Consider the following 20,897-nt stretch of genomic DNA (forward strand, 5'->3'; position numbering starts at 1 on the left):
TCGTTACAACACCTTGGTAGTCAAAGGTTACTCGTCTTTATCCCCTCAAACCATTCATCAGCAAAATCATCAGCTGTTTTTACATCATCATTTGTGTGAACTAAATTATATTTGTAATCAGCTTGAAATTTCCCGCTCATAGCGTTATATATTAACTTCATTTCAGTTGGCATCTCATGATCTTGTGCTTTACACAATTCTGCAATTTTTTCAATGTCTTCATTTATTATGTTCAAAACCATAAATTGGCGTTCTGGTGAGGCATCATACCTTTCGTCCCCATCCCTTAATGCATCATTCACCTTGTGACACTCTACGTACTTATTATTAATCAAATAATAGAAACTGCTTGATATCATACCTTCTTCGCACGAAGCATAAACATATACCTTATCGGCTCTGCCTCCAACATATTCCATACAAATAGAAATTATATCTGCTTGCAATTCACTAAATCTGCTTTCAAATTCTTTCAATACTAAATCTCACCTCTGTAAAAACGTATTAAAAATTAGGTTATACGCTAGACGTAATATTTGATACACCTTTCTTGGAAAGGGATTCTATCGTCGAGCAGTATTTCTTTTTGGAGCAAGTTTGTTATATTATCTAATTTTGCAATGAATAGTGCATAAAAGTCGCCGGAATTTGGATATGCAAATAGTCCATATCCCTTTGGTGACAGTATTTTGTTGGCCTCTTTGATCTTCTCAGGTAAAAATTCATAATCAAATGCTTGTAATTGCTCAAGTTCTTCTTGTGTTGCTAATTTAATATGGTGAGCAAATTCGTAATCCAGAATAAAATCGATAACTTCCTGGTATTCCTCACCTTTAAAATCAACGTATAAAAATTGTTTCGTCGCCAACCCATATTTTAATAGATCTTCATGTAAATCATAACTTCCTTGATCCTTCAAAAACGCTTTTACTTCCTTACTATTAGGAAATATCAGCTGCGCTATCCCTTGATCTGGCATACAGGGCTTCCCTCCTATTGAAAAAACTCCCCATGATTGTTGGGAATATATTCGTGGTAGCTTTTACGATAAAATTGGTCGATCAACCATGAGTAATATTTCGGTATCATTTCCAAAAAAATTAATAGACCTTAAAGCAATATATCACTTTAACTAAGCGCTGCTGAGAAAGCTGATTCAAGCATAGCATCAAAATCAGAAAAAGTTTCCATCAATTCCCCCGAAGGTTTATCTAGTTCAACAAAACTTTGTTTAGAAACGTTGTAACAATACCACGCTATATCTGAATCCCCCAAAAAAATTCGCAGTATTGCTGTGGCAGCACATCTTCGCCGAATTTTCTCACTACAGATTCACGAAATCGAGATAACTCGTTTCCTTTGGCAGGTAAATTGAGTTTACGGTTTCGCTCCTCTCTTATTTTTGAAATCTGTCCAATTTGCTCTTTCCACATATAATCACCTTCTTAAATTATTTATTCGTTACCAGGAGGATGAATATAAACCTTCTGGAATAGGAAACTCTACCTTGTTACGTTCTAATCTTTATATTTTTGTTTTACAAAATTCATCATTTTCATCTGTCTTAATTCGGAAATCTATACTATAATAACCTTTGGTCATATGGGTGTGACAAAATCATCCAAAGAATATTACCGGAGGGGAATAAAGAAATGAAAAAGTCTTTTATAGCAATTATGGTTGTTTTTATCCTAGCATGGTCGATGCCGGTAATGGCGGCAGCAGCCAAAGCCGAAGAGACAAGCGTGTATGTGAACGGCACGAAAGTTAAATATGCGCAAGCTCCTTTGACCGAAAAAGGTACGACAATTGTGTCGGCTCGGGAAACGATCGAAAGTCTTGGATTGACATTTACATGGGATAGCTCGAATAAAAGAATTATCGGCTCAAATGGAGAAATGACGCTTTCGATCGTCCTAGGCGCGCCAACTGCCACAGTTAACGGTGTATCCGTATTTCTAGGAACACCAGCGGTCGAGCGTAATGGCCGGATGATGGTACCGCTTCGTTTCCTTCTGGATGGCTTGGGCGCTTCGATGGAGACCAAGGGAAGCCAGATCAAAATCAAGACGGCACCAAAGGAGAAAAGCCGCTACTATACAGGGCTGCCGCTTGAAATTACAAATACGACCGTTAAAAATCTCGGCACCGACACCGTAAAAGTCAATTACGTCGAATATATTTATCTAGACGATAAGATGTACACGGTTGATTACTCGATATCTTTGGGTGCACGTAAAAAAGGTGTATTCGAGCATTCTAGTGCAACACCAGGCGATGACGTGGTAGTCGACAATGAGGAGCATATATTTTTCGGGCGTGCTGTAAAGAGCATTGAAGTAGATGGCAAGGAAATCGCAAGCAAAGGATTCCAAAAAGCAGAAGATGCCTATTTGGACAGATCGTTTGAAAATAGCTTAAGGAAGTACTTTGAGAAGCAATGGGCCGAGTATCAGAAATCGCTGAAGCAAGAGCTTGTCAAAAACAAAAATGTGCCGTTTAAAATTAGAAAATACAGCATTTCTTATGATACACTCGGCTATCCGGATGCCAACATTAGTCTGCTAAATTTGACTGACAAAAGAATCGTTTCGTTCGAGCTTTCGTTCAGCTGCTACGATGCTTACGGCGACAAGGTCAACGGACTGTTTTCCAATAGCAACCGGTTCTATGGCCTAGGAAATAATGTAAGTGTGAAAAGCGGAGAGAGCTTCACATTCACATGGAGCTTGTCGGAGTTCGGAGATACGGCCTCGTTGAAGAATATTCAAATCGATAAAGTTGCATTTTCCGACGGAACGTATTGGAAGAGAAAATAATAGTTGGAATCGCTGCAATAATTATTTGATCAGCATGGCTGTCGAGAATTTCTCGGCAGCTTTTTTCTATACCATTACGAAAAAGTAATCTGATGTATGCTGCTCTCAAGAACATAGACCTGCTAGAAATTTACTACCTTCCAGTCAGTCTCACATTTTTTTTCATAAGATATAAAACCTTCAATCGAAAATCTTTTTTCAAGCATCCTACTAGCCTCGTGTTTACCACAATCCTTCTCCAGATGCATTTCATCTTGTAAAAATAGTATAAATATAGAACTAGATGCATCGTTATTCGCCAAATATAAACCTAATAATTCGTTGTATTGAGTGCTAAAAAACAAAACTATATACTCTAATTTGAGTTTAATATTTTCCTTACATTCAATTAATCCTTCATAACTAGAAAACAAATTAAAATCATCCAAATCGTAAATTCTATTCACTGAAATTAATGGATTCATACCTCTTATATACAAGCCTATAACATCACCATTATCCTTCTCAAGGAAAAGGACATGGTTTAATCTCTCATTATCATCCTCATCATGTAAATAAATAATATTTGAGATTTCTTTTTGCTCGAAAAAATACTCAAACTTTTTTGTAAAAGAGATTATATAATTATTCATAGTCATCCTCACTATCAAATCAAATCTAATTCGGATTTAACTTGGACAATTTTGTACCATCGAACTCGTTTCCCCATCCCTTATTTTCATCAATAGAAAATATTAGAAACTGTTCTACGTTTGGCAATGGATAGTTGTTATCTATCATTAAATTTATAAGTCTTTCCAAAGATTTTAAGCTACTTTCACCATACCCGCTAACCACACTGTATGCATGGCTAGCACCTAGCTCATGGATACCATAAAGTAATGAGTTAATGGATTCATCCATATCTTGATACAAATTGTACAGGTACAGAAATTCCTCTTTGCTCAATCGTTCAAACTCATGCTTTTCATATGTTTTAAACTCTAGCAAGTGCTCAGGAATTAATTCGTTTGCAATGGTATGAGATTCTTCTAAGTTGGAATTAGTGAATCCCCATAAGTAGTTCAAAACGATCTTCCAGTCATTGAGATTATATTTTAAAGCTAGAAGGGCATTCTCAAAACAGCTAACTCCGTAAGCAACTCTACCTCTTAATGAAATTAGCTTAAACTTTTCCATATTCATCATTGATTAGCCTCCTTTATATCACCCGGAACAACCCTATTCATTCACTTATCTTGCAATTTCAAATTTAAAGAATTTGAGATATTTAGCATTCTTCGGACTCCCAAAACATCTACCTTCTGATTTGCTATTGGCAATCCTGAAAAATTCTTTTGCTGTTTCTAAATCATTTAATTCAAAAGCAACTTTACCTGAGATAAATTCCTTGCCGCCTGAATCTATGCGTTCAAATCCAGTTAGAAATATTTTATCTGCCCATTCTTTTGCTTTCTTGAAATCTTTGATTATAAAACAAGTATCAATAATATCTTTCACTAAATGATAACCTTCTTCAGAATAAATACCCTTTGGTTCAGGTATTAAGTTCCATGCCTCTTCTAATAACAAAATAGAGTCATCATAGCTGCCTCCCTTAAACTTTTCATTACTTTCATTTAGAATGTGTTCAAATCTTTCTTTAATTGGTGATGGCAAAATAGCCAAATTAAATCCCCCCTCAAATCATATCTATAATTAATCCAATGTATTTATCATCTTCGGTAAAAAAGATCTTATAGCCTTCTAACATGTAAGCTCTTAATAGATACTCCTTAGCTTTATCAAGCTCCTCGCACTCGAACAAACTTTCTCCAAGTCTCAGTAAAATAAATGGATTTGAGATTCCATCCGGGCAGTTTAAAGCATTAAAAAAATTGTTCTTTGCCATTTCATAGTCACCATTATGAAAATACGTATCACCTATTGCTGTATATATCCATGTACTGGTATCCCACTCGCTCTTGGGTAACGGAACCAAATCCAGTGCCGCTGTGTAGCTCTCAATTGCCTTATCCGTTTGTCCTTTATCAAACAGCGTGTCTCCCTGTTTACACAATTGGACAATTTGGTCATGTGCGTTTTCATTAATTTCCATTATTCTTTCCCCCATTAAGACCATCATATTTATAAGTTATCAATACCTTCTTGAAACATATCTATTGTATAATCATCAAAGGTATCATAACGGATTGAAAGCTCTCCCCCCCTGATCCAACTAAATACTCTATTGTCATTAACATCAGCGGAGTGCATACATCGAATAAATTCTCCTGAATCTTCAATCACAATTAGCCTTAAACCAAGCATTTCTTCAGTATTACGAATATCTTCCTCTGAAGCCCCTCCGAAAAAATCCCTTACTTCACCATATTCTTCGATCATTTTTATTATTTTCTCATTCATGATATCACTCTTTCTAGTCTTCATTTGCGTGCATCTTCCAGTAATTGCTTCTAAAATTATTATACTGTTTTTCAAGGAATGATGGATTCATTCGTCACCCACACCTACAAAAAAAGAAACCTTGAAAGGCACGAAGCCTATCAAGGTTATTCTTTCACTTTCAGATATTTGTAATGTTTAGATCATAGCGTAAACATCAGCTGTTCTGTTTACTAAGTAGCACTATTGCGTTTTTTATACGAATACCTAATCTATCAATCTCCTCTTTTGTAAGCTGTTCATTTCTAATACTATCTATTTTAAAAATTTGTAGTTCATGCTTTATAACAGTTAATTCATCTGCTTGCGAGTAACCGATTTTAGCCAAATTCTCTACAATTGTTGTATAAACGATTATTTTTTCACTCCATGTGTTTTTGCATTCTTTTTCAAAACGTTTAAGAACTTGGGGAAGTATTCGATCTTCATCAATCTTTTCGTTGTTGATCTGTTCAAAAAATACATTAACTTCATCTGTCAATTCTTCGTAATACCAACATGCTCTCGGGTAGAAATCCACTAGTTTTGTTTGTAACAAATTTATCGCATTCTCATAACGAGATGTTAGAGAAGCGTATTCCATACTTGTCAATCTATTCTCGTCCATGACTAGCTTAAAATCTAATGTAGACATTTCATTCATAATATAGTCTTTAAAAGTATTAAGCACCTTAGGGTGTGTTACCAAAATTTCTGCAACCGTTATACTAATCAATGCCCTGTCCGTCTCGCTTTTTTTCATTAACATGTCATATTCATTAAATGTTCTTGCAATAGCCTCTTTACTGCTCATCTTCTCATCATTTTTAAATTCCATATAGGTCTCGTTTATATACTCTGAATACTCATCATAACTAAATGACATCGACGACTACCTCCTAAATAAGGCCTTCTTAAATTAAAGCATAAAGAAACCTTGAAAGGCATAGAGCCAACTCAAGGTCAACAAACCGAAAATTTATATGATTACATCACTAATGAAATCAAACCTCAAAGAGCAACATCTTGGTATCCTACCTCAGTGACTCCTTCATCTATTAGACGTATACCAACCCCATTTTCCACGTCCCATTTACAGTCAAAAGTTAGTCCGATATATCTGCCTTCAAAGCGTCTCGCAGCAGGCACAAAAACCCCTACTAATCTAATATTTTTTAGAAGTTCGTCGATGGTGTCAATTATGGGATAATTCTTATCGTATAAAACATCATATCCAAGCTCAAATCGTTTTTGCTGGTAATAATCTAAGATAGGTTGTAAAAGACTTTGTTGGAGATGCTCCCAGTTTTCTATTAAAGAATTATACGAAGCATACTGTTTCTCACTAAATTCACCATCGTCGTCTCCATCTATCATCAAAGCAATATTGGCTTCTATTTCACAAAACTCAATGTTAGTATGCCTGACCCACCCATAATTGTATTCAAGTTCGCCGAAAACTGCATCATTAATTTTCATTTTGAGAAAGCTCCTTTCTATACGCCTGTTATCACCTATGGAATTAGAATCTAAAAAAATATTCAAAAGTGTATTATTAGGCTTTGTTTGTTAATTCTATATATTTATTTTTAACCAGCTCCAGGTACTCTTCTAGATACCCAATCTCGTTCTCACCAAAGCTGTCCTGATAATTAATCTTATCTGATAAATTTAAGACTCGCTTCATATTATTAATGTCTAGTTCAGTAAATGCAACATTATGTCGCATCATTAATTGGGTTAATAGGGAGATAGATAGTATACTACTGATATTATCAGCACTAATATATTCATAGAAAGATTGATAGCAGATACCAGCAGATTGTTCATATGTATGTTCATGTACGGTAACTTCAAAATAAAAACTATCAGTTATTAAATATTGTAGTTCAAAAAAATTAACACTCACTTATTTTGCTCCTCCTTTAGTTCGATCTGGCCCTTTTTTATTACGGTAAGACTCTTATTATTTTCAATCCCAGAATTGTAATCAATGGACATTTCATCAAGTGAAACTAAGACATTATTTATTTTAGTAGTCGAGTCCGTAAGGTCTTCGTCTGATATCTGTCCAATTAACTCGTCAGGGTTAAATTTAATGGGATTTGACCATAATCGACCTGTTCGATGTAACGCTTTAGCGTTAATTAAGTTATACTTTTTCCAGCATTACTGCACGTAAAAATGAAACGGCTAAATCTTTATACGGGTATTACATGGGTTAAATCTGTTATTGTTGAATGGTGAGTTCATTCGTCACTGGTAGCCCCCATATGATAAACTAGAGAACTGGAATTTCTATGTCATTACCAGGCGACTTATCGAAGAAGATATCAGGATTACTAGGGTTTGACTTTCTTAGCTTAGAGGCTTGTACTTTTGTTAATGGAGGAGTAAAAGAAATTGACTTATTAGAGAAGTCATTATCAAATATTTTTTCATACAACTTTGAGATGAAGTCTGTCCACTCACTCGAAGTTGACGGAGAGATGACGTCTTTTGATTCGAGTAGGCGATAACCATCTGCATGATAAAACATTAGCAGACCTGTTCCAAAATCACAATTTTCATTGCTTAATATAGCGTTTGGAACTTCAAAGCCACAGTTCCAATTATAGTTGGCAGCAAAAATATGAAGGTACAGAGAATTCTTCATATTTTTGATTTCTACAATAATACTTTCACTATCTTCACTATATAGCAGGTCTTTCAGCTTCTGAAGTTCTTCGTTCATTTATTTTACCCACCTTTCCCAACCACTGTAGCCAAACCAACGAGCAACAACACAGGCGGTTATCTCGGATTGTGGCTTCGTTCGTTGTATCCATTGCTTGACTGTAGTGTCCTTTTTCATTAACTCTCTTGCTTTATCAGATAACTTTAGCTTGTCCTCAACTTCTCTCGTCGCCCTAGCCCCCCATTCTACTTGAGGTTTATTTAAAAGTTAAAGATAAAAAATACCCCTAACAAGAGTACGTGTTAGGGATGATTACTATAATTTGATGAATCAAATCGGATTATTCGGGTATTCCTCTAAATATCTCACTATTAACTGTTGTCCTTTTGCATCTTTTGGCATTGCACTTAGATACTTATATTCCCAGATTATCAATTGGTCACTATAACTATAGTCGGTTTTGAACCAATCTGTATAGTCAAAATTCACTTTAAGTTTACCCGTTCGTTCTAGCGTTAGAGTAAATGAATACCATAACTCCTGTTCATTATTTTTAAAGACTTCTCGTAACTCTCTCGCTAAACTAAACAAATTTCTTCTTTTTATTTTAAATTCTTTTTCGTCTATGTGATAATTGTCGGGTATGTCAAGACTATATTTGTAATTTTCAGCTTCTTGAGAAGGACTATAGTAAAAATAAGTTCCACCGCCATCATCCGAAATCTGTGCATAAAATGAAAATATTCCCCATTCTTCTGGAATCATTGCATCTACTGTTTCTGCTATTTCACGGTACAATTCATTAATTATTTTTTCCAATATCATCATTCCTCTTGTTTACTTGCGATTATTTTATCGAATTTTTCCCCTCAGTTCACTTTATCTATTGAGATAGTTTTGCCAAGCGTCGCTAGGACTGAACGTTGCGCCCATCCGATTACTGGAAAATTTCGGTACAGCTATTGCGCCAGAAGTTTCTAAATACTTCATTAATTGCAGCCACTTGTTAAGTAATTCACTAGAATCAGCTTCCCATGGCTTCTCAATCACATCAATACAAACTCCTCCCCAATCAAACTCAGATACATAACTAGGTGAATTTTTCAAACACTCTCTTCCAAACAGTTCAAGAATATTATTACTAAAATAAGTTCGAGACCCTACTCCCAAAGGACCGTTCTGCAGAAACTCCACTGGAACTGGTTGTGAACACAAATCCATCCATATTTGATTACGCTCATTTTCAGTATTCCAAGGATATGCTTTTGGCCAAAATATATTTGTAATTCCGTAGCGAGGTTTTGCAATATTCGATATTTTGTCAGATATCTCAAAAAACATCGACCAGTGTTTTTTAGAAAGAGATTTATGGAAATTAAAATATAAAAAGGATCGATTACTGAGATTTACATGAAAATAACCAGAATATTTGATAGACTTATCTCGATGAAGATGAATTTCTGTTATTTTTCGTTCTGTAACTTTCTCAATAATTTCATTTCGATTATACTCAACCTTAACCCTCTCATCATTTCCCCAGTGAGTAGGAACTAGCTTTTCATCTGACTCGAAAACATCTAAGATACGACCTAGTACCTCTTCATTGCTAAAAGATACTGTTGGATACATTTCAATTAAAAATAAATCTGGTGTCATTTCCATCCTCCGCTCAAAGAAATTAATCATATGAATCATGGATCAACCCGGTAACCCCCACCCGTTTGATTGACGGTGAGTGTTGCGCTGAGTGGCTTATTTTGCTGCTACAGTACAATATCCTGGTATCCTACTTCAATGACCTCTTCATTCGATAAACGAAGTCCCAGTCCGTTTTCCTGGTCCCATGTGCAATTGAAAAGTATTCCAATATCTCGACCTTCTCTTATATCTCCATATGGAACCACAATTCCATCTAGAGAAATCATCTCAAGAACTTGGTCGGCTTTTTCGACTAAGGGATAATTTTCATTCTGAGCGATGTCGTAACCCAGTTCATGTCGCTTTTGTCGATAATATTTTATAATTGGTTCAAGGAAACTTTCATGTAATTGCTCCCAACTCTTCAACAAAGCTTGGTATGCCACATACTGTTCTTCATCAAATTTTCCATTTTCTTCGCCATCAATCATTAATGAAATATCGGTTTCTCTCCCGAAAAAAAGAATAGTAGTATCCTTAGACCAACTATAGTTATACTCAAGATCACCAAAGATTGGATCATTTTTTTTCATTTTACGATCTCCTTTTGTTGGTACAAGTTGCATTGTAAAAAAAACCAATAAGTTCATATCACTCATTGGTTCAATGCTAATAAATTCTTTTAATAATATCTCGTTTTTGGCTTCACCAGCATTAATAATAATATTACGTAATTCACTATTATAGCTGTCGGTATCAAATAAATGCGCCTTATGTTCCATCGCCATAATTATTTCTATACTTCCTCTTGTTGGAGAATTAAGAGGGATCTTTCTAGTTCTTTTCGAATGTCTCCTTTAGCTCGCCCATTCATAATCGGCTCCAGCAGAACATAAGCGTTTTGTGCTGGAATATACTTAGAAAATATAGCAATGACTTCTTTTGCATAAGAATCAATCTTCATTTTCAAAATAGTTGAACCCACAAACACTAATTTATCAAGGAGTACATCATCTAATGTACAAGATAGAGTATAATCTTCTAATGCAGTCCATAATGCCTCCAAACCTATAATTATATCATCTTCATAATCGCCTCTCTTCATTTTTTGTATCCATTCTTCATTTTTACTCACATATGATTCCAACGCATTAATAATAAAATGGACATCCTCTAACGTAATCACCATGTTACTTGAGTAATTGTATAGTAAATTTGATTTAACAACAGGATGAGTGTTTCCCCTAAAAAAGGCTTTTTCCGCACCAATTGGGCCTTTTTCAAGACGAATGATTACAGATTGTAATATTGCCTTTTCACTGACTGAAGAATTAAAGTCGTCTTGTGAAATAGTCTTTTCTATTTCTCTGAGCATCGACACACTTTCCACATCATTTAAACTCAGAAGACTATGCATGGCTTTGATTCTTATACGCTGTGTTCGATGTCGTAATGCTTCATGTAATCTTGGAACGAACATTTTATTATGCGAAGCCCCCATGGCAATTACGAATTCGATAGGAAAGTTTTCACCATTTTGCAGATAAGCTTCTTCTAGTTGTTTATCCGAAACAGTTACCTTCACATTATTTTCGTTATATACTCTGTACTCCATAAGGTATCTCCTATCATGTTTACTTGAGTCTAACAAAATCAGCCCCCCGTAAGGGTAAGGTTATGAGTAACCCCCATTTATAAAATAATATCTTGAAAACCAACCTCAACTACTTCTTCATCCTCAAACTTTACAGCAAGTCCATGCTCAGGTTCCCACATGCATTCAAGTAGCAAACCAACTTGTCTTACATCCTCATCAAAAACCATAGGAAATATCAGTTGCTTAGGTTCAACAATTTTAGATATCTCGTCCTTTGTTGATATGATAGGAGCCATCTTATCAGCGAATTTCTCACCGAGTTGCTGTCTGTAATCTTCGTAAACTTCTAAATAATAATTCAATATAGCATCCTCAGCCAAGTTTAAAAGACGATCTTTGTCGTTAAAAAATGCTTGATAGGCACTGACCTGTGCGTCTTCAAATTTTGCATCATCTTCTGCGTCAATATTTAATATCACAGTCTCTTCATACCCAAACAAAATAATATTAACATCTCTTTTCCACCCATAGTTGTAAATTAATTCTCCAAGCGTTTCATGCTTGATCGTATTCATTAATTTCACCTTCCATAGTTATTCTATAGGGCCCATAAATTGAGTGATTAAATATATGTGCTCAATAAGTTTAACCTTTTTTAAACTCTCAACTGCTTGAATCATATTAAAATTAATCAGCTTTCAACTCTAAAATGTACTCTACTCTTGATTTAGTAGAATCGCTTGTTTCCCTAATTTTGTATTCACTTTTATCATTAATTAACTTTCTGCAGATTTGAATGTCTTGCAACAGCTGATCAACGTCATAATTGTCTACATGTTCTTCAAATTTAGTATTTTCTAGGTCAATATCCAGTTTATCATATATAAAATCAGAAATTTCTTTATATTTCAAACTCTCTATTGCAATCGAAACAAAATATGATGTCTTAGTAAACAAACTATCGTTTACTCTCGTCCATTCTTCTTCTAATATTTTCGCTGAAGTCTGTGCTACATTTAACCCCTCTTCATCTATATATTCCTCAAAGCCGAACACTACTGAATCTTTTATTCTTTCATAACCCATAATGTTCATACTAATACTCCTTATCTCATACTTTTTAGAATAAATATTTAACCAAATATTCGGGACCGTGAATAGCGACCCAAATATGGCACCGGTTAATGCCCCAATGATCCAACCGCGGTCTTATTCCATATACATGTCCCTAAACTACTATCCTCTCCGCTTTGTAAATTGGATACACAAGTGGCTGCTAGCGCACCTATTGCCGCTGCCATTGCAATCAGGGGAGCTGCCGCAGCAATCAGCGGAACTGATAAAAAAAGCACACCTGCTCCTTGTTCTGCAGAAATTTTGAACATGCTTGGTGAAGGATCTCCACCATTTGATTCTAATAGGAATTTAATACATTACTCAGTAAATTATAAATTAAACTTGTGCTGAAATTCATTAATTCCATCTAAAGTAATTGGTTAATGTGATCCATCCATTGGCACTATAGTTACACCCCTTGATTATTTTTCTCACTATCTTTTCCCGTTAATTTAGGATATTCTCCCACTCCTGTTCCTTAATCTCTCCGGTTTTTGAATCTCTTTGTTCCATAGCTATATACCCATTTTCCTGATCACCTGCCACCGCAACAGGAACGAAGGAAAAAAAGACCACAACACGGCGGTTAGCTCGTATTGTGGCATTATTGGTAGTGTTGTCCGTCCTTGTTACTCAGGCTTTCAATTTACTCAAAACCCTTAACAGACTCTACTCTAATGAATCAGGGAATTATGAGAAGATATGTTATATCAAGTGCTAATTATACATTCCGTTAATTGGGTTATACTTTTTGAGCATTACTGCACGTAAAAATGAAACGGCTAAATCTTTATTCGGGTATTACATGGGTTAAATCTGTTATTGTTGAATGGTGAGTTCATTCGTCACTGGTAGCCCCCATATGATAAACTAGAGAACTGGAATTTCTATGTCATTACCAGGCGACTTATCGAAGAAGATATCAAGATTACTAGGCTTTGACTTTCTTAGCTTAAAGGCTTGTACTTTTGTAATGGAGGAGTAAAAGAAATTGACTTATTAGAGAAGTCATTATCAAATATTTTTTCATACAACTTTGAGATGAAGTCTTTCCACTCACTCGAAGTTGACGGAGAGATGACGTGATGTCATTCTACAAACAGAAGTAATTATTCTTCACTATTTTAAAAAAATCTTCTTCTTCATAAGGGTAATTCAGCAGTGCTAGATTTTCTTTAGTCAAATAATTAGCTTGATATTCATCTGAATGAGTATTGATCTGTAACACCCCTTTAATCCTTTTTATTAATGGGTAAGAAGTATCGTCTTCAACAAGCAGATCCTTATCGTTTAACTGCAGTAGTTTCCCAATAACTTCAATTATCTTTAACCACCCAATATCAAAAGTACGCGATATAAATTGAATACTAATAGGAACATTTGTATCCACTCCATGATCTTCGAGATTCATCTCTCGAAAGCGTTTAATATAGTCTTCTTCTTCATCTAAATCTATATTTAGTGAAAAATAAGTGCAACCAATACTCACTTGTTGAGCACCAGATCTATCCCTTACTTCCACTTCATAATTAATTAATTCTACAAAAAACACTTCGCATATCATATCGTAAAGTATCTTTCGCAAGGCTTCTCTAGGCAAATCAGAACCAACAGATACCCTAAAATCCATTTTAATCAAACCTCCAATACCCTCTTGTTACTTGAATGATTAGTAGTTCGTCTAGATGTTTTAAATCCTTGTGTTTCTGACTTATTAAATAATCAATAAGTTCATTTTTCTCTGGAACAACATCAAATGTATCTTTTTCTGCATTCCATGTTGAACTATCCCTCAATGGCATACCTCCATCCATATATTCTTTTTCTTTAATCTCATGATTTGCTAGTTTTCTAAACCATTCCTTTTCTGCATCATTAAGTTCTCCCTTTTGTGCCTTTTGCCATGCATGTGCAATAACAGGATCAGCTTGAAAATATAATTCTTCGTAGGGTTTACCACGAACTGATAACTGTTTAGTATCTAAGAATAAGTGCCTTTTCATTTTTAATATCTGTTCTTCTGTTAAGCCTGTATTTTTAGCAACAGTTGCGATGTCATCAAGCCCTGATTTTCTAATCTCAATGTACTTCCGCTCAAGGAATGCTTGAAATCCATCTTCAGGCACACACCATTATATCAATTGCTTTCACAAGCCTTCTCATTACGTATATGAGTACCTGTTACTACATTTTGTACTCAGCTAATTTACGATGGTAATGCTCGTAGAATAGCGGATTCCTTTACTTTTTACGTAAGCGCAAAACAGCTCCCACCTTGTTTGCATGATGCGAGCCGCTTTACGCTTACATTTTCATAAAATGATGATCCTATAATCTCTATCTGTAATAATTAACTTGTCATTAAAAACTATAGATAAACCTTTATATTTTTCGATAAGCATTTCATTAAGTGTTAATATATCTGACCCTTTCCGAACATACAAATATAGTTCGTTAATATTTCGATTCATAGGATCAAGATGCATCTCAACTCTCATAATATCATTTAAATTTCTTTCAATATTAGCTATTTTGTATACTATTTTCTCGACATCTTCCTCCACATTTGTATCGTTTCCAAACATTTCACCAAGTGATGAATAGTTCGGTTGTCCCCTTCTAAATATTTCCACTAACCCTATAACTAACTCCTGAAATGAACTTTCTGAAAATTTCACCTTTAACAACTCCCACGAGTTATCAAACATCCAACTCATATCATTGGGATCAATATCACTATCGTCCAAAATTCCAATAACTACAGGTTTTCTATAAAGAAATTTCGAATTAATTCTTTCATCATTATTTAAAAACACTAAAATCCCCTCCCATCTTCTCTGCCATTTTACTATATAGTAGGATGTTTGCTTGTTCCCCATCAGAGATTAATCTACCAATCACATTGCCGTCTTTATCGAAAAACAGACCATGCTCTAACGGCTCATTTCTAATACCGTCTTCCAAATATTTAACTGTTGAAGGTGCTTTATTACATGGGATAGATGTGTTATTGGTTGAATGATGGGTTCATTCGGCACTGGTAGCCCCGCCCATGAAGGTCAAGAAGGGCACTAAGCCTAAACTATGTGCCCACTATAGAATTACAATTTTTAATGAATCCTTCAATTCCCAATACTCATCTGTCGTTAAATCATTTACGGTCACATGAGTGATATAATTCTCATAATCAACACCAATATTTATTCTTCCAAATCTGATTAATGTATTGCATTTATCTACTTCACCAATGATAGTTGTTATTGCTTTTTTTCCCAAACACACTTGAAAATCGTTGATGTAATCATATATCCCTTTCTCAGGAATGATACTTAAATCAAAAACAGGAGTACCATCAACTGTTTTATTATTTTTAATGATTATGTCACTTAATACTGCATTCTTAACTGCCGTTAACGTGAGATTTCTAAGTATCCCTGTTCTTGAACCTATTCCAATCTCAACTAACGACCTTTCTATATCTCCTGTTCTCCAATACACAGTTTTTTCGTTTGCTAATGAATTCTGATAATTGCCTATTTGGACACTAAAAGGAACATAGTAGTCAAACTCAATATGGCACTCATTACTTTCTTCTAGCCCACATAATTTCAGTAAATTCATATTTCCCTCTATTCCCAATGTATTATTGAGGATTATACCTAGCATGTTTCACTACAACATTCATTCCGGGTTCCCGTGGGGCTAAAAGCATAAATTCCCAGTCGCCACCACAAATCATTTTATCCAAAACTACCCCGTTATTTTTAAATGCTTGAGTAAACGCACTTTGGAACTCTGTCAACATCCCTTGACTACTTACTGAGGTGGTCATTGCACCAATATTTTCCTCTTTGTTTTCGCAAGCATTTAGCATTGTTATCATTAATCTTTCTTTTTAAATATATTTTTGTCTTTTGTATACATACCTAATAAGAAATCAGTAAATGAATCTGTAATTTTGTAAAAGTCATCTTGATCAGTACTCTCAGAATAAAAATAAATTGGGGGATTATCACCTTCATTAAATTTAAAAAAACAAAACATGCAACCCTGGCTCATCCAAAAAACAAAATCATTTTCTGTTAAATTTTTAGTAGAATCATTTTCCTCAAGTAATTCCTGCCCACCTTCATTTAGAATTAACAGTTCGTCCATAAAGCAAGAATGTCCTCGTAAAAAAGTATGTTCTGTACCTCTACCCATTGTTTTAAGAAATTCAATGTATGCTTCAGGTAATTTTTCACTACCAATCATCTCTTGTAAATGTGTTAAATCTTCATTGGTACATGGGTTCATTGGTATCCCATCTTTGCTTAATTGACTTATAAGTTCAAATAAATACTTCATCCTACTTTCCTCCTTTTGGTAGTACCTCCACACGTGTTACTGTGTGCGCTATTTCTTTTCTAGAGCCGCTACTCTTACATTGTTTGTTTCTCCCGGTTTCAACAGTTGCATAGCGTTTTGAATATCCTGTGAGAAAGCGAACATAGCTAAAAGCAGGTCAATCATGGTAGTATCTGATCATAATTGACCTGTTCTATGTAACGGAATAGCGTTATTTGGGGTATGAACTTAAAGCATTTGATGTGCGTACAACCGAAATAGAGAAATCTTCATAGGGGTATTACATGGGTTAGATGTGTTATTAGTTCAATGATGGGTTCATTCGGCACTGGGTAGACCCTAGGTAAACGTCAATACAGATTTCTATAAGTGTCAAATTGCTTTGAACGGTGGATGATTCGTATCTTGATTTTGTAAGATGCTCGGATTACGAAATCTTAAACTCGTTTGAAGTTCTATAAGCTTTTCTCCCTCTCTTTGTTCTTTAAACAAAACATTAATCCATATAGGACACAATGGAACTCTGCATGATAACATGTTAGTGACAGTTTCGAAATCAAATTCCCTACCTTTTAAATTGTCTTCATTTAACATTCCTCGTTGTAGATATTCATCTGTAGAATTGAGCGATTTTCCATCTTCTATTACAGGAACTACTGTGAACTTTAAATTTCCATCTAGTTTCACATTTTGAGAAACTGATATTTCATTTAGTGTTAATAATAAGTATTCTTTGAAAGTGGGTTTATCCATATACTTTATCATTATGTTCACTCCGTTATCTTTTTGGATACAACTTTAGTAGATTCAATAATGAATCCATCACTATCTAACTTATAACTATAATTTTCAACCCATGCACCTTTAACATTGACCCCTGTTTTCTTGAGCAATTCTGGATAATCCGCTGCTTCCTCTGGTGTTGGACGATAATGTCCTGACTCATTAGTAATCCTTCTTACTTCTCCTTGCCCATTTATTTTTAATTGTCCTGCCGCAAGAACTTCGTCTTTATTCCCTAATGTATGATGTTTATCCCCTATAATCATCTTTCCATTTTTATCAATTACAAAGTCTACTTCCGTTCTTCCATTGATACCCTTAATATTTTCCATTTTTAGGTAGGTCTTCATCAGGGAATTTATTCTTGATTGTTGGACTAGTATTACCCGTCCCCCCAGCCTCATTAACATCTGCACGTGGCTTCTGTTCTGGAACTGGCTCTTCTCTTACATGGCTTGTTTCTCCCGTTTTCGGCTGTTCCGATCCAGAGGTCTGCGAAGTTGGTTTTTGTCCCCCACTTATTCCTCATACTAGCGGAAACGCGCTAAAATGCTTTTGAAGCAAAGGGAGCAAGCGCTATGAAATATCCCGTAAACAAGGTTCCAACTACAAATGATTTCATCGCTTCTTGCCATCGAGGCATTTTTCCAGTTAAAGCTTCATATAGCGTGTAGTCTATTGAAAATGCTGCTCCCCCTGTAAGCATCGTCATCACTTGCGTCATCACTTGTGAATTGGTTATAGGCAACAGCGTAGCCGTCGCCGTCGCCGTCACCGTGAACAACGGTCCAAATACGGCACCTGTTAATGCAACGACGATTGCAGCAGCAGACGTGTTCCATATATAGGTCCCTATACTACTATCCTCTCCGCTTTGTAAATCGGAGATATAAGTGGCTGCAAGCCCCCCTACTGCACTTGCCGTTGTGTGACAGAGGTTAGATGGCAGGTGGCTAACCTTATATGTTCCCTGCCTGTTCTATGTCACCTGCTCGTCAGCAGAGTTTTTTTATTCACAGTAACAATCGCGATAGCAGTTCGTTCTGTTGCTAACAAAATAAAAAATGTTTTACTGCAGCCGCTCCCACTATATCCACCCTAGAAGATGCGATATATTACGTTATCATCTTCCCTATCGTCGTGGCGTATCTTACAGTTAAGATTCATTTCAAAAAAATGTGAGAAAGCGAAGACAACGAAAAACAGATCAATCATGGTGGTATCTAACCATAATCGACCTGTTCAATGTAACTCAATAGCGTTATTTAGGTTATAAAGTTAAAGCATTGATGTGCGTACAACCGAGATAACGAAATCTTCATACGGGCATTACAAGGATTATACGTGATATTGGTTGAAGGATGAGGTCATTCGGCACTGGGTAGCTCTATTGCGTCAGTCAATATAACCTTCAGCTACTTCAATGTGACTCTTTAAATCCAAATCGGGATATCTCTTATCTAACAGATATAATAATTCGATATATTCTTTACTTTGCAAGTTATGTGCTACCTCTTCAAATACCTCACTAAGGAACGAAAGCTCAGTTTTTGAACATACTTTCAGAAAATCCAATGTTAATTTTTCATTTTCACTAAGTAGCTCAATTAGCTCTGCCCATTTTTGACCAATCCTAGGATCATTCTCATCAAGTAGTGCCCTTGCCCCTAATACCGCCCTTACTCTTTCATTGAACATATACGTTACGACCTCCATTAATATTATGGTTGCAATAAGTCGTCCAAGAATATAGTACCAATTTCTCCATTTGTTTTAATTATTCCTACACGTACACCTTTGTACTCTCCAAATACAGTTACTCCATCAGGCACGTCGATATGCTCAGGCATGTTGGCAACATATTCGCCTGCTTTCCTTATATCTTCCTTTGTCCAACTTTCTGGAAACCACGCTTGCCCTGTCCCCGTTCTCTTTCCCTTCGATTTATGACCTGGAACGTTACCCACCCTAACTCCATTCGGGTACGTTTTTTATATTATATTCAATTCCATTCTTCTCGAGGAATTCAATATTGTCTTTTCCATGACCGCCCCCACTCATCTTCGATATCTGTCCTGTTTTGGGGTTAACAGTAAAATCAGCGACATTCGCATGATCCAATGACTCATTACTTACTTGATGCACTTTGGTGTTTTTTGGAGGAGTACCATTACCCGTCCCCTAAGTAGTGTGTTATAGATTGAATGATGGGTTCGGCACTGGGTGGGGTATATTTGAATAGCCGCCACTTGTATGACTATATTTTTTAAGCATGAAGCGGCAGATAAAAAAGAAACCACAATCGGGCGGCTAGCTCGCATTGTGGCGTTGTTGGTCGTGATAAAGATTTACAAACCCTGATGTCATTCTACAGACAAAAGTAATTTACCTTATTCTTCACTATTCTTTAAAAAATCTTCTTCTTCATAAGGATAATTCAATAGTTCTAGATTTTCTTTAGTCAAATACCATGTCCTATAATCTAAGTTACTATTAATTAACAAACGACCTTTAACTCTTTTCAATAGAGGGTACGTGGTGTCATCTTCAACGAGCAAATCCAGATTGTTTAACCGCAATAGTTTTCCAATGACTTCGAGTAGTTTTACCCATCCGATATCAATAGTACGCGCTTTAAATTGAATACTAAAAAAAACATTCGTATCTACACCATACGCTTCAAGATACTCCTCTCGATAACGATCTGTGTAGTCCTCCTCATCATCATCTAAATTAATGCTCATTGAAAAATATGTGCAACCGACACTTACGTATTGATTACCAGTTCGATTCCATACCTCAGCCTCATAATTAATTAATTCTACAAATAATACTTCGGATAATATATCGTAGAACAATTTCCCCAATTCTTCTTTAGGTAAATCAGAACCAATACTTAACGAAAAATCCATTCTACTCATACCTCCAGTATGCTCTAGTTACTTGACGACCTTCTATGACTAATAGTTCATCTAAATGTTTTAAATCCTTATGCGTTTGACTTATTATAAACTCAATTAGTTCAGCCCTTTTTTCAATTGGATAATCATTTAGATTTAACACTATTCTTCTAGCTTGATCTGTTGTTTTTTCTCTAAGCTTTTTCAGAATGGTTGATAGTTTAGGTGAATTAGGAGCATAACAATCAAATACTTGCCCCTCTATTATGAAATCAGGACTTTTATCAGGATGAATACCGTAGCCATTTCCCTCAAATACATTTCCATTGGGGTTTCGTCAAGCATTGTCGTACGATATCCATTTTCCGATAGCACATCCGCAGCTTCATTTTGTCTTTCTAATCCTCGTGTATCCTTATCCTTACCTTTAATAGGAGCATAATTTCCTTCCGGTTTTCCTCCTTTAGGTAAAGATGGCTTAGTGACTACAGCATTTGGTCTAATTTTAGGTGTATAAGGAATATATTTATCACCAAATAGTTTGTACTCAGAACTAGTTTTCCATTCCACATTCTTATCGCCATATTTTGTACGGA

General features: G+C 35.5%; 32 protein-coding genes and 2 pseudogenes. 1 reads left to right on the top strand and 33 read right to left on the bottom strand.

Annotated elements, in window-relative coordinates; all coding sequences use genetic code 11:
- Window positions 1–20: 20 nt before the first annotated feature.
- The 3 genes and pseudogenes from ACFVTB_RS25360 to ACFVTB_RS25370 form a co-directional block, all read right to left on the bottom strand.
- On the bottom strand, window positions 21–476 hold the full coding sequence (locus ACFVTB_RS25360) for an immunity protein YezG family protein (RefSeq protein ID WP_387755759.1): 456 nt from the start codon (window positions 474–476) through the stop codon (window positions 21–23).
- Between the two features lie 47 nt (window positions 477–523).
- A complete protein-coding gene (locus ACFVTB_RS25365) occupies window positions 524–979 on the bottom strand; it encodes a DUF6630 family protein (protein WP_387755761.1) in 456 nt (151 codons plus the stop codon).
- Window positions 980–1,128: 149 nt separating this feature from the next.
- Window positions 1,129–1,433, bottom strand: a pseudogene (locus tag ACFVTB_RS25370) (hypothetical protein).
- Window positions 1,434–1,652: 219 nt separating this feature from the next.
- Here ACFVTB_RS25370 and ACFVTB_RS25375 point away from each other — a divergent pair.
- Entirely contained in the window at window positions 1,653–2,819 is a 1,167-nt protein-coding gene (locus ACFVTB_RS25375) for a copper amine oxidase N-terminal domain-containing protein (RefSeq protein ID WP_387755763.1), read from the top strand.
- 122 nt (window positions 2,820–2,941) lie between these two features.
- On the opposite strand, the gene ACFVTB_RS25380 is transcribed toward ACFVTB_RS25375, so the two are convergent.
- The 30 genes and pseudogenes from ACFVTB_RS25380 to ACFVTB_RS25525 all read right to left on the bottom strand — a co-directional run bounded on the left by ACFVTB_RS25380 (window position 2,942) and on the right by ACFVTB_RS25525 (window position 20,871).
- Entirely contained in the window at window positions 2,942–3,451 is a 510-nt protein-coding gene (locus ACFVTB_RS25380; protein ID WP_387755765.1) for a hypothetical protein, read from the bottom strand.
- A 25-nt stretch (window positions 3,452–3,476) separates the two neighbouring features.
- Window positions 3,477–4,007 carry a hypothetical protein gene (locus ACFVTB_RS25385; protein ID WP_387755767.1) on the bottom strand — a complete coding sequence of 177 codons (531 nt, stop codon included), beginning with the start codon at window positions 4,005–4,007 and terminating at the stop codon, window positions 3,477–3,479.
- 45 nt (window positions 4,008–4,052) lie between these two features.
- Window positions 4,053–4,487, bottom strand: a complete 435-nt coding sequence (locus tag ACFVTB_RS25390; RefSeq protein ID WP_387755769.1) for a hypothetical protein — start codon at window positions 4,485–4,487, stop codon at window positions 4,053–4,055.
- Between the two features lie 13 nt (window positions 4,488–4,500).
- Window positions 4,501–4,917: a tetratricopeptide repeat protein gene (locus tag ACFVTB_RS25395; protein ID WP_387755771.1), complete on the bottom strand. Its 417-nt coding sequence runs from the start codon at window positions 4,915–4,917 to the stop codon at window positions 4,501–4,503.
- 29 nt (window positions 4,918–4,946) lie between these two features.
- A complete protein-coding gene (locus ACFVTB_RS25400; RefSeq protein ID WP_387755773.1) occupies window positions 4,947–5,225 on the bottom strand; it encodes an SMI1/KNR4 family protein in 279 nt (92 codons plus the stop codon).
- Between the two features lie 196 nt (window positions 5,226–5,421).
- Window positions 5,422–6,129, bottom strand: a complete 708-nt coding sequence (locus tag ACFVTB_RS25405; RefSeq protein WP_387755775.1) for an Imm3 family immunity protein — start codon at window positions 6,127–6,129, stop codon at window positions 5,422–5,424.
- 125 nt (window positions 6,130–6,254) lie between these two features.
- The gene (locus ACFVTB_RS25410) at window positions 6,255–6,722 is read right to left on the bottom strand and encodes a DUF6985 domain-containing protein (RefSeq protein WP_387755777.1); all 468 of its coding nucleotides are present in this window, start codon (window positions 6,720–6,722) and stop codon (window positions 6,255–6,257) included.
- A gap of 76 nt (window positions 6,723–6,798) precedes the next feature.
- Window positions 6,799–7,152 carry a hypothetical protein gene (locus ACFVTB_RS25415; RefSeq protein WP_387755779.1) on the bottom strand — a complete coding sequence of 118 codons (354 nt, stop codon included), beginning with the start codon at window positions 7,150–7,152 and terminating at the stop codon, window positions 6,799–6,801.
- Window positions 7,153–7,524: 372 nt separating this feature from the next.
- The gene (locus ACFVTB_RS25425; protein ID WP_387755781.1) at window positions 7,525–7,977 is read right to left on the bottom strand and encodes a DUF4274 domain-containing protein; all 453 of its coding nucleotides are present in this window, start codon (window positions 7,975–7,977) and stop codon (window positions 7,525–7,527) included.
- Window positions 7,978–8,250: 273 nt separating this feature from the next.
- The gene (locus ACFVTB_RS25430) at window positions 8,251–8,739 is read right to left on the bottom strand and encodes an antitoxin YezG family protein (RefSeq protein WP_387755783.1); all 489 of its coding nucleotides are present in this window, start codon (window positions 8,737–8,739) and stop codon (window positions 8,251–8,253) included.
- 60 nt (window positions 8,740–8,799) lie between these two features.
- The gene (locus ACFVTB_RS25435; RefSeq protein ID WP_387755785.1) at window positions 8,800–9,576 is read right to left on the bottom strand and encodes a hypothetical protein; all 777 of its coding nucleotides are present in this window, start codon (window positions 9,574–9,576) and stop codon (window positions 8,800–8,802) included.
- Between the two features lie 107 nt (window positions 9,577–9,683).
- The gene (locus ACFVTB_RS25440; RefSeq protein ID WP_387755921.1) at window positions 9,684–10,151 is read right to left on the bottom strand and encodes a DUF6985 domain-containing protein; all 468 of its coding nucleotides are present in this window, start codon (window positions 10,149–10,151) and stop codon (window positions 9,684–9,686) included.
- A gap of 203 nt (window positions 10,152–10,354) precedes the next feature.
- On the bottom strand, window positions 10,355–11,173 hold the full coding sequence (locus tag ACFVTB_RS25445) for a hypothetical protein (RefSeq protein ID WP_387755787.1): 819 nt from the start codon (window positions 11,171–11,173) through the stop codon (window positions 10,355–10,357).
- A gap of 77 nt (window positions 11,174–11,250) precedes the next feature.
- Window positions 11,251–11,730, bottom strand: coding sequence for a DUF6985 domain-containing protein (locus ACFVTB_RS25450; protein WP_387755789.1), 480 nt, complete (start codon window positions 11,728–11,730; stop codon window positions 11,251–11,253).
- 18 nt (window positions 11,731–11,748) lie between these two features.
- Window positions 11,749–11,829: pseudogene (locus ACFVTB_RS27650) on the bottom strand (T6SS immunity protein Tdi1 domain-containing protein); the annotation flags it as partial.
- Between the two features lie 13 nt (window positions 11,830–11,842).
- Window positions 11,843–12,250: a hypothetical protein gene (locus ACFVTB_RS25455; protein WP_387755791.1), complete on the bottom strand. Its 408-nt coding sequence runs from the start codon at window positions 12,248–12,250 to the stop codon at window positions 11,843–11,845.
- Window positions 12,251–13,364: 1,114 nt separating this feature from the next.
- Window positions 13,365–13,901, bottom strand: a complete 537-nt coding sequence (locus tag ACFVTB_RS25460) for a hypothetical protein (RefSeq protein WP_387755793.1) — start codon at window positions 13,899–13,901, stop codon at window positions 13,365–13,367.
- A 1-nt stretch (window position 13,902) separates the two neighbouring features.
- On the bottom strand, window positions 13,903–14,397 hold the full coding sequence (locus tag ACFVTB_RS25465; RefSeq protein WP_387755795.1) for a hypothetical protein: 495 nt from the start codon (window positions 14,395–14,397) through the stop codon (window positions 13,903–13,905).
- Between the two features lie 186 nt (window positions 14,398–14,583).
- The gene (locus ACFVTB_RS25470; protein WP_387755797.1) at window positions 14,584–15,087 is read right to left on the bottom strand and encodes a hypothetical protein; all 504 of its coding nucleotides are present in this window, start codon (window positions 15,085–15,087) and stop codon (window positions 14,584–14,586) included.
- 277 nt (window positions 15,088–15,364) lie between these two features.
- Window positions 15,365–15,892 (bottom strand): hypothetical protein, encoded by a 528-nt coding sequence (locus tag ACFVTB_RS25475; RefSeq protein ID WP_387755799.1) that lies wholly within the window; start codon window positions 15,890–15,892, stop codon window positions 15,365–15,367.
- Between the two features lie 22 nt (window positions 15,893–15,914).
- A complete protein-coding gene (locus ACFVTB_RS25480) occupies window positions 15,915–16,154 on the bottom strand; it encodes a hypothetical protein (RefSeq protein WP_387755801.1) in 240 nt (79 codons plus the stop codon).
- The gene (locus ACFVTB_RS25485) at window positions 16,154–16,618 is read right to left on the bottom strand and encodes an SMI1/KNR4 family protein (protein WP_387755803.1); all 465 of its coding nucleotides are present in this window, start codon (window positions 16,616–16,618) and stop codon (window positions 16,154–16,156) included. The genes ACFVTB_RS25480 and ACFVTB_RS25485 overlap by 1 nt, the downstream gene beginning before the upstream one ends.
- Window positions 16,619–16,990: 372 nt before the next feature.
- Complete coding sequence (locus ACFVTB_RS25490; RefSeq protein WP_387755805.1) at window positions 16,991–17,383, bottom strand: hypothetical protein; 393 nt, start codon at window positions 17,381–17,383, stop codon at window positions 16,991–16,993.
- A 5-nt stretch (window positions 17,384–17,388) separates the two neighbouring features.
- The gene (locus tag ACFVTB_RS25495) at window positions 17,389–17,733 is read right to left on the bottom strand and encodes a hypothetical protein (protein WP_387755807.1); all 345 of its coding nucleotides are present in this window, start codon (window positions 17,731–17,733) and stop codon (window positions 17,389–17,391) included.
- 212 nt (window positions 17,734–17,945) lie between these two features.
- A complete protein-coding gene (locus tag ACFVTB_RS25500) occupies window positions 17,946–18,185 on the bottom strand; it encodes a hypothetical protein (RefSeq protein WP_387755809.1) in 240 nt (79 codons plus the stop codon).
- Between the two features lie 611 nt (window positions 18,186–18,796).
- A complete protein-coding gene (locus tag ACFVTB_RS25505) occupies window positions 18,797–19,099 on the bottom strand; it encodes a hypothetical protein (RefSeq protein ID WP_387755810.1) in 303 nt (100 codons plus the stop codon).
- Between the two features lie 23 nt (window positions 19,100–19,122).
- Window positions 19,123–19,368, bottom strand: coding sequence for an EndoU domain-containing protein (locus ACFVTB_RS25510; protein WP_387755812.1), 246 nt, complete (start codon window positions 19,366–19,368; stop codon window positions 19,123–19,125).
- Between the two features lie 423 nt (window positions 19,369–19,791).
- Window positions 19,792–20,313, bottom strand: coding sequence for a hypothetical protein (locus ACFVTB_RS25515; protein WP_387755814.1), 522 nt, complete (start codon window positions 20,311–20,313; stop codon window positions 19,792–19,794).
- A gap of 1 nt (window position 20,314) precedes the next feature.
- Window positions 20,315–20,596: a CdiA C-terminal domain-containing protein gene (locus ACFVTB_RS25520; RefSeq protein ID WP_387755923.1), complete on the bottom strand. Its 282-nt coding sequence runs from the start codon at window positions 20,594–20,596 to the stop codon at window positions 20,315–20,317.
- The gene (locus ACFVTB_RS25525) at window positions 20,566–20,871 is read right to left on the bottom strand and encodes a hypothetical protein (protein ID WP_387755816.1); all 306 of its coding nucleotides are present in this window, start codon (window positions 20,869–20,871) and stop codon (window positions 20,566–20,568) included. The genes ACFVTB_RS25520 and ACFVTB_RS25525 overlap by 31 nt, the downstream gene beginning before the upstream one ends.
- Window positions 20,872–20,897: the final 26 nt, after the last annotated feature.

The organism is Paenibacillus sp. NPDC058071, from assembly GCF_042885235.1.
Lineage (GTDB): Bacteria > Bacillota > Bacilli > Paenibacillales > Paenibacillaceae > Pristimantibacillus.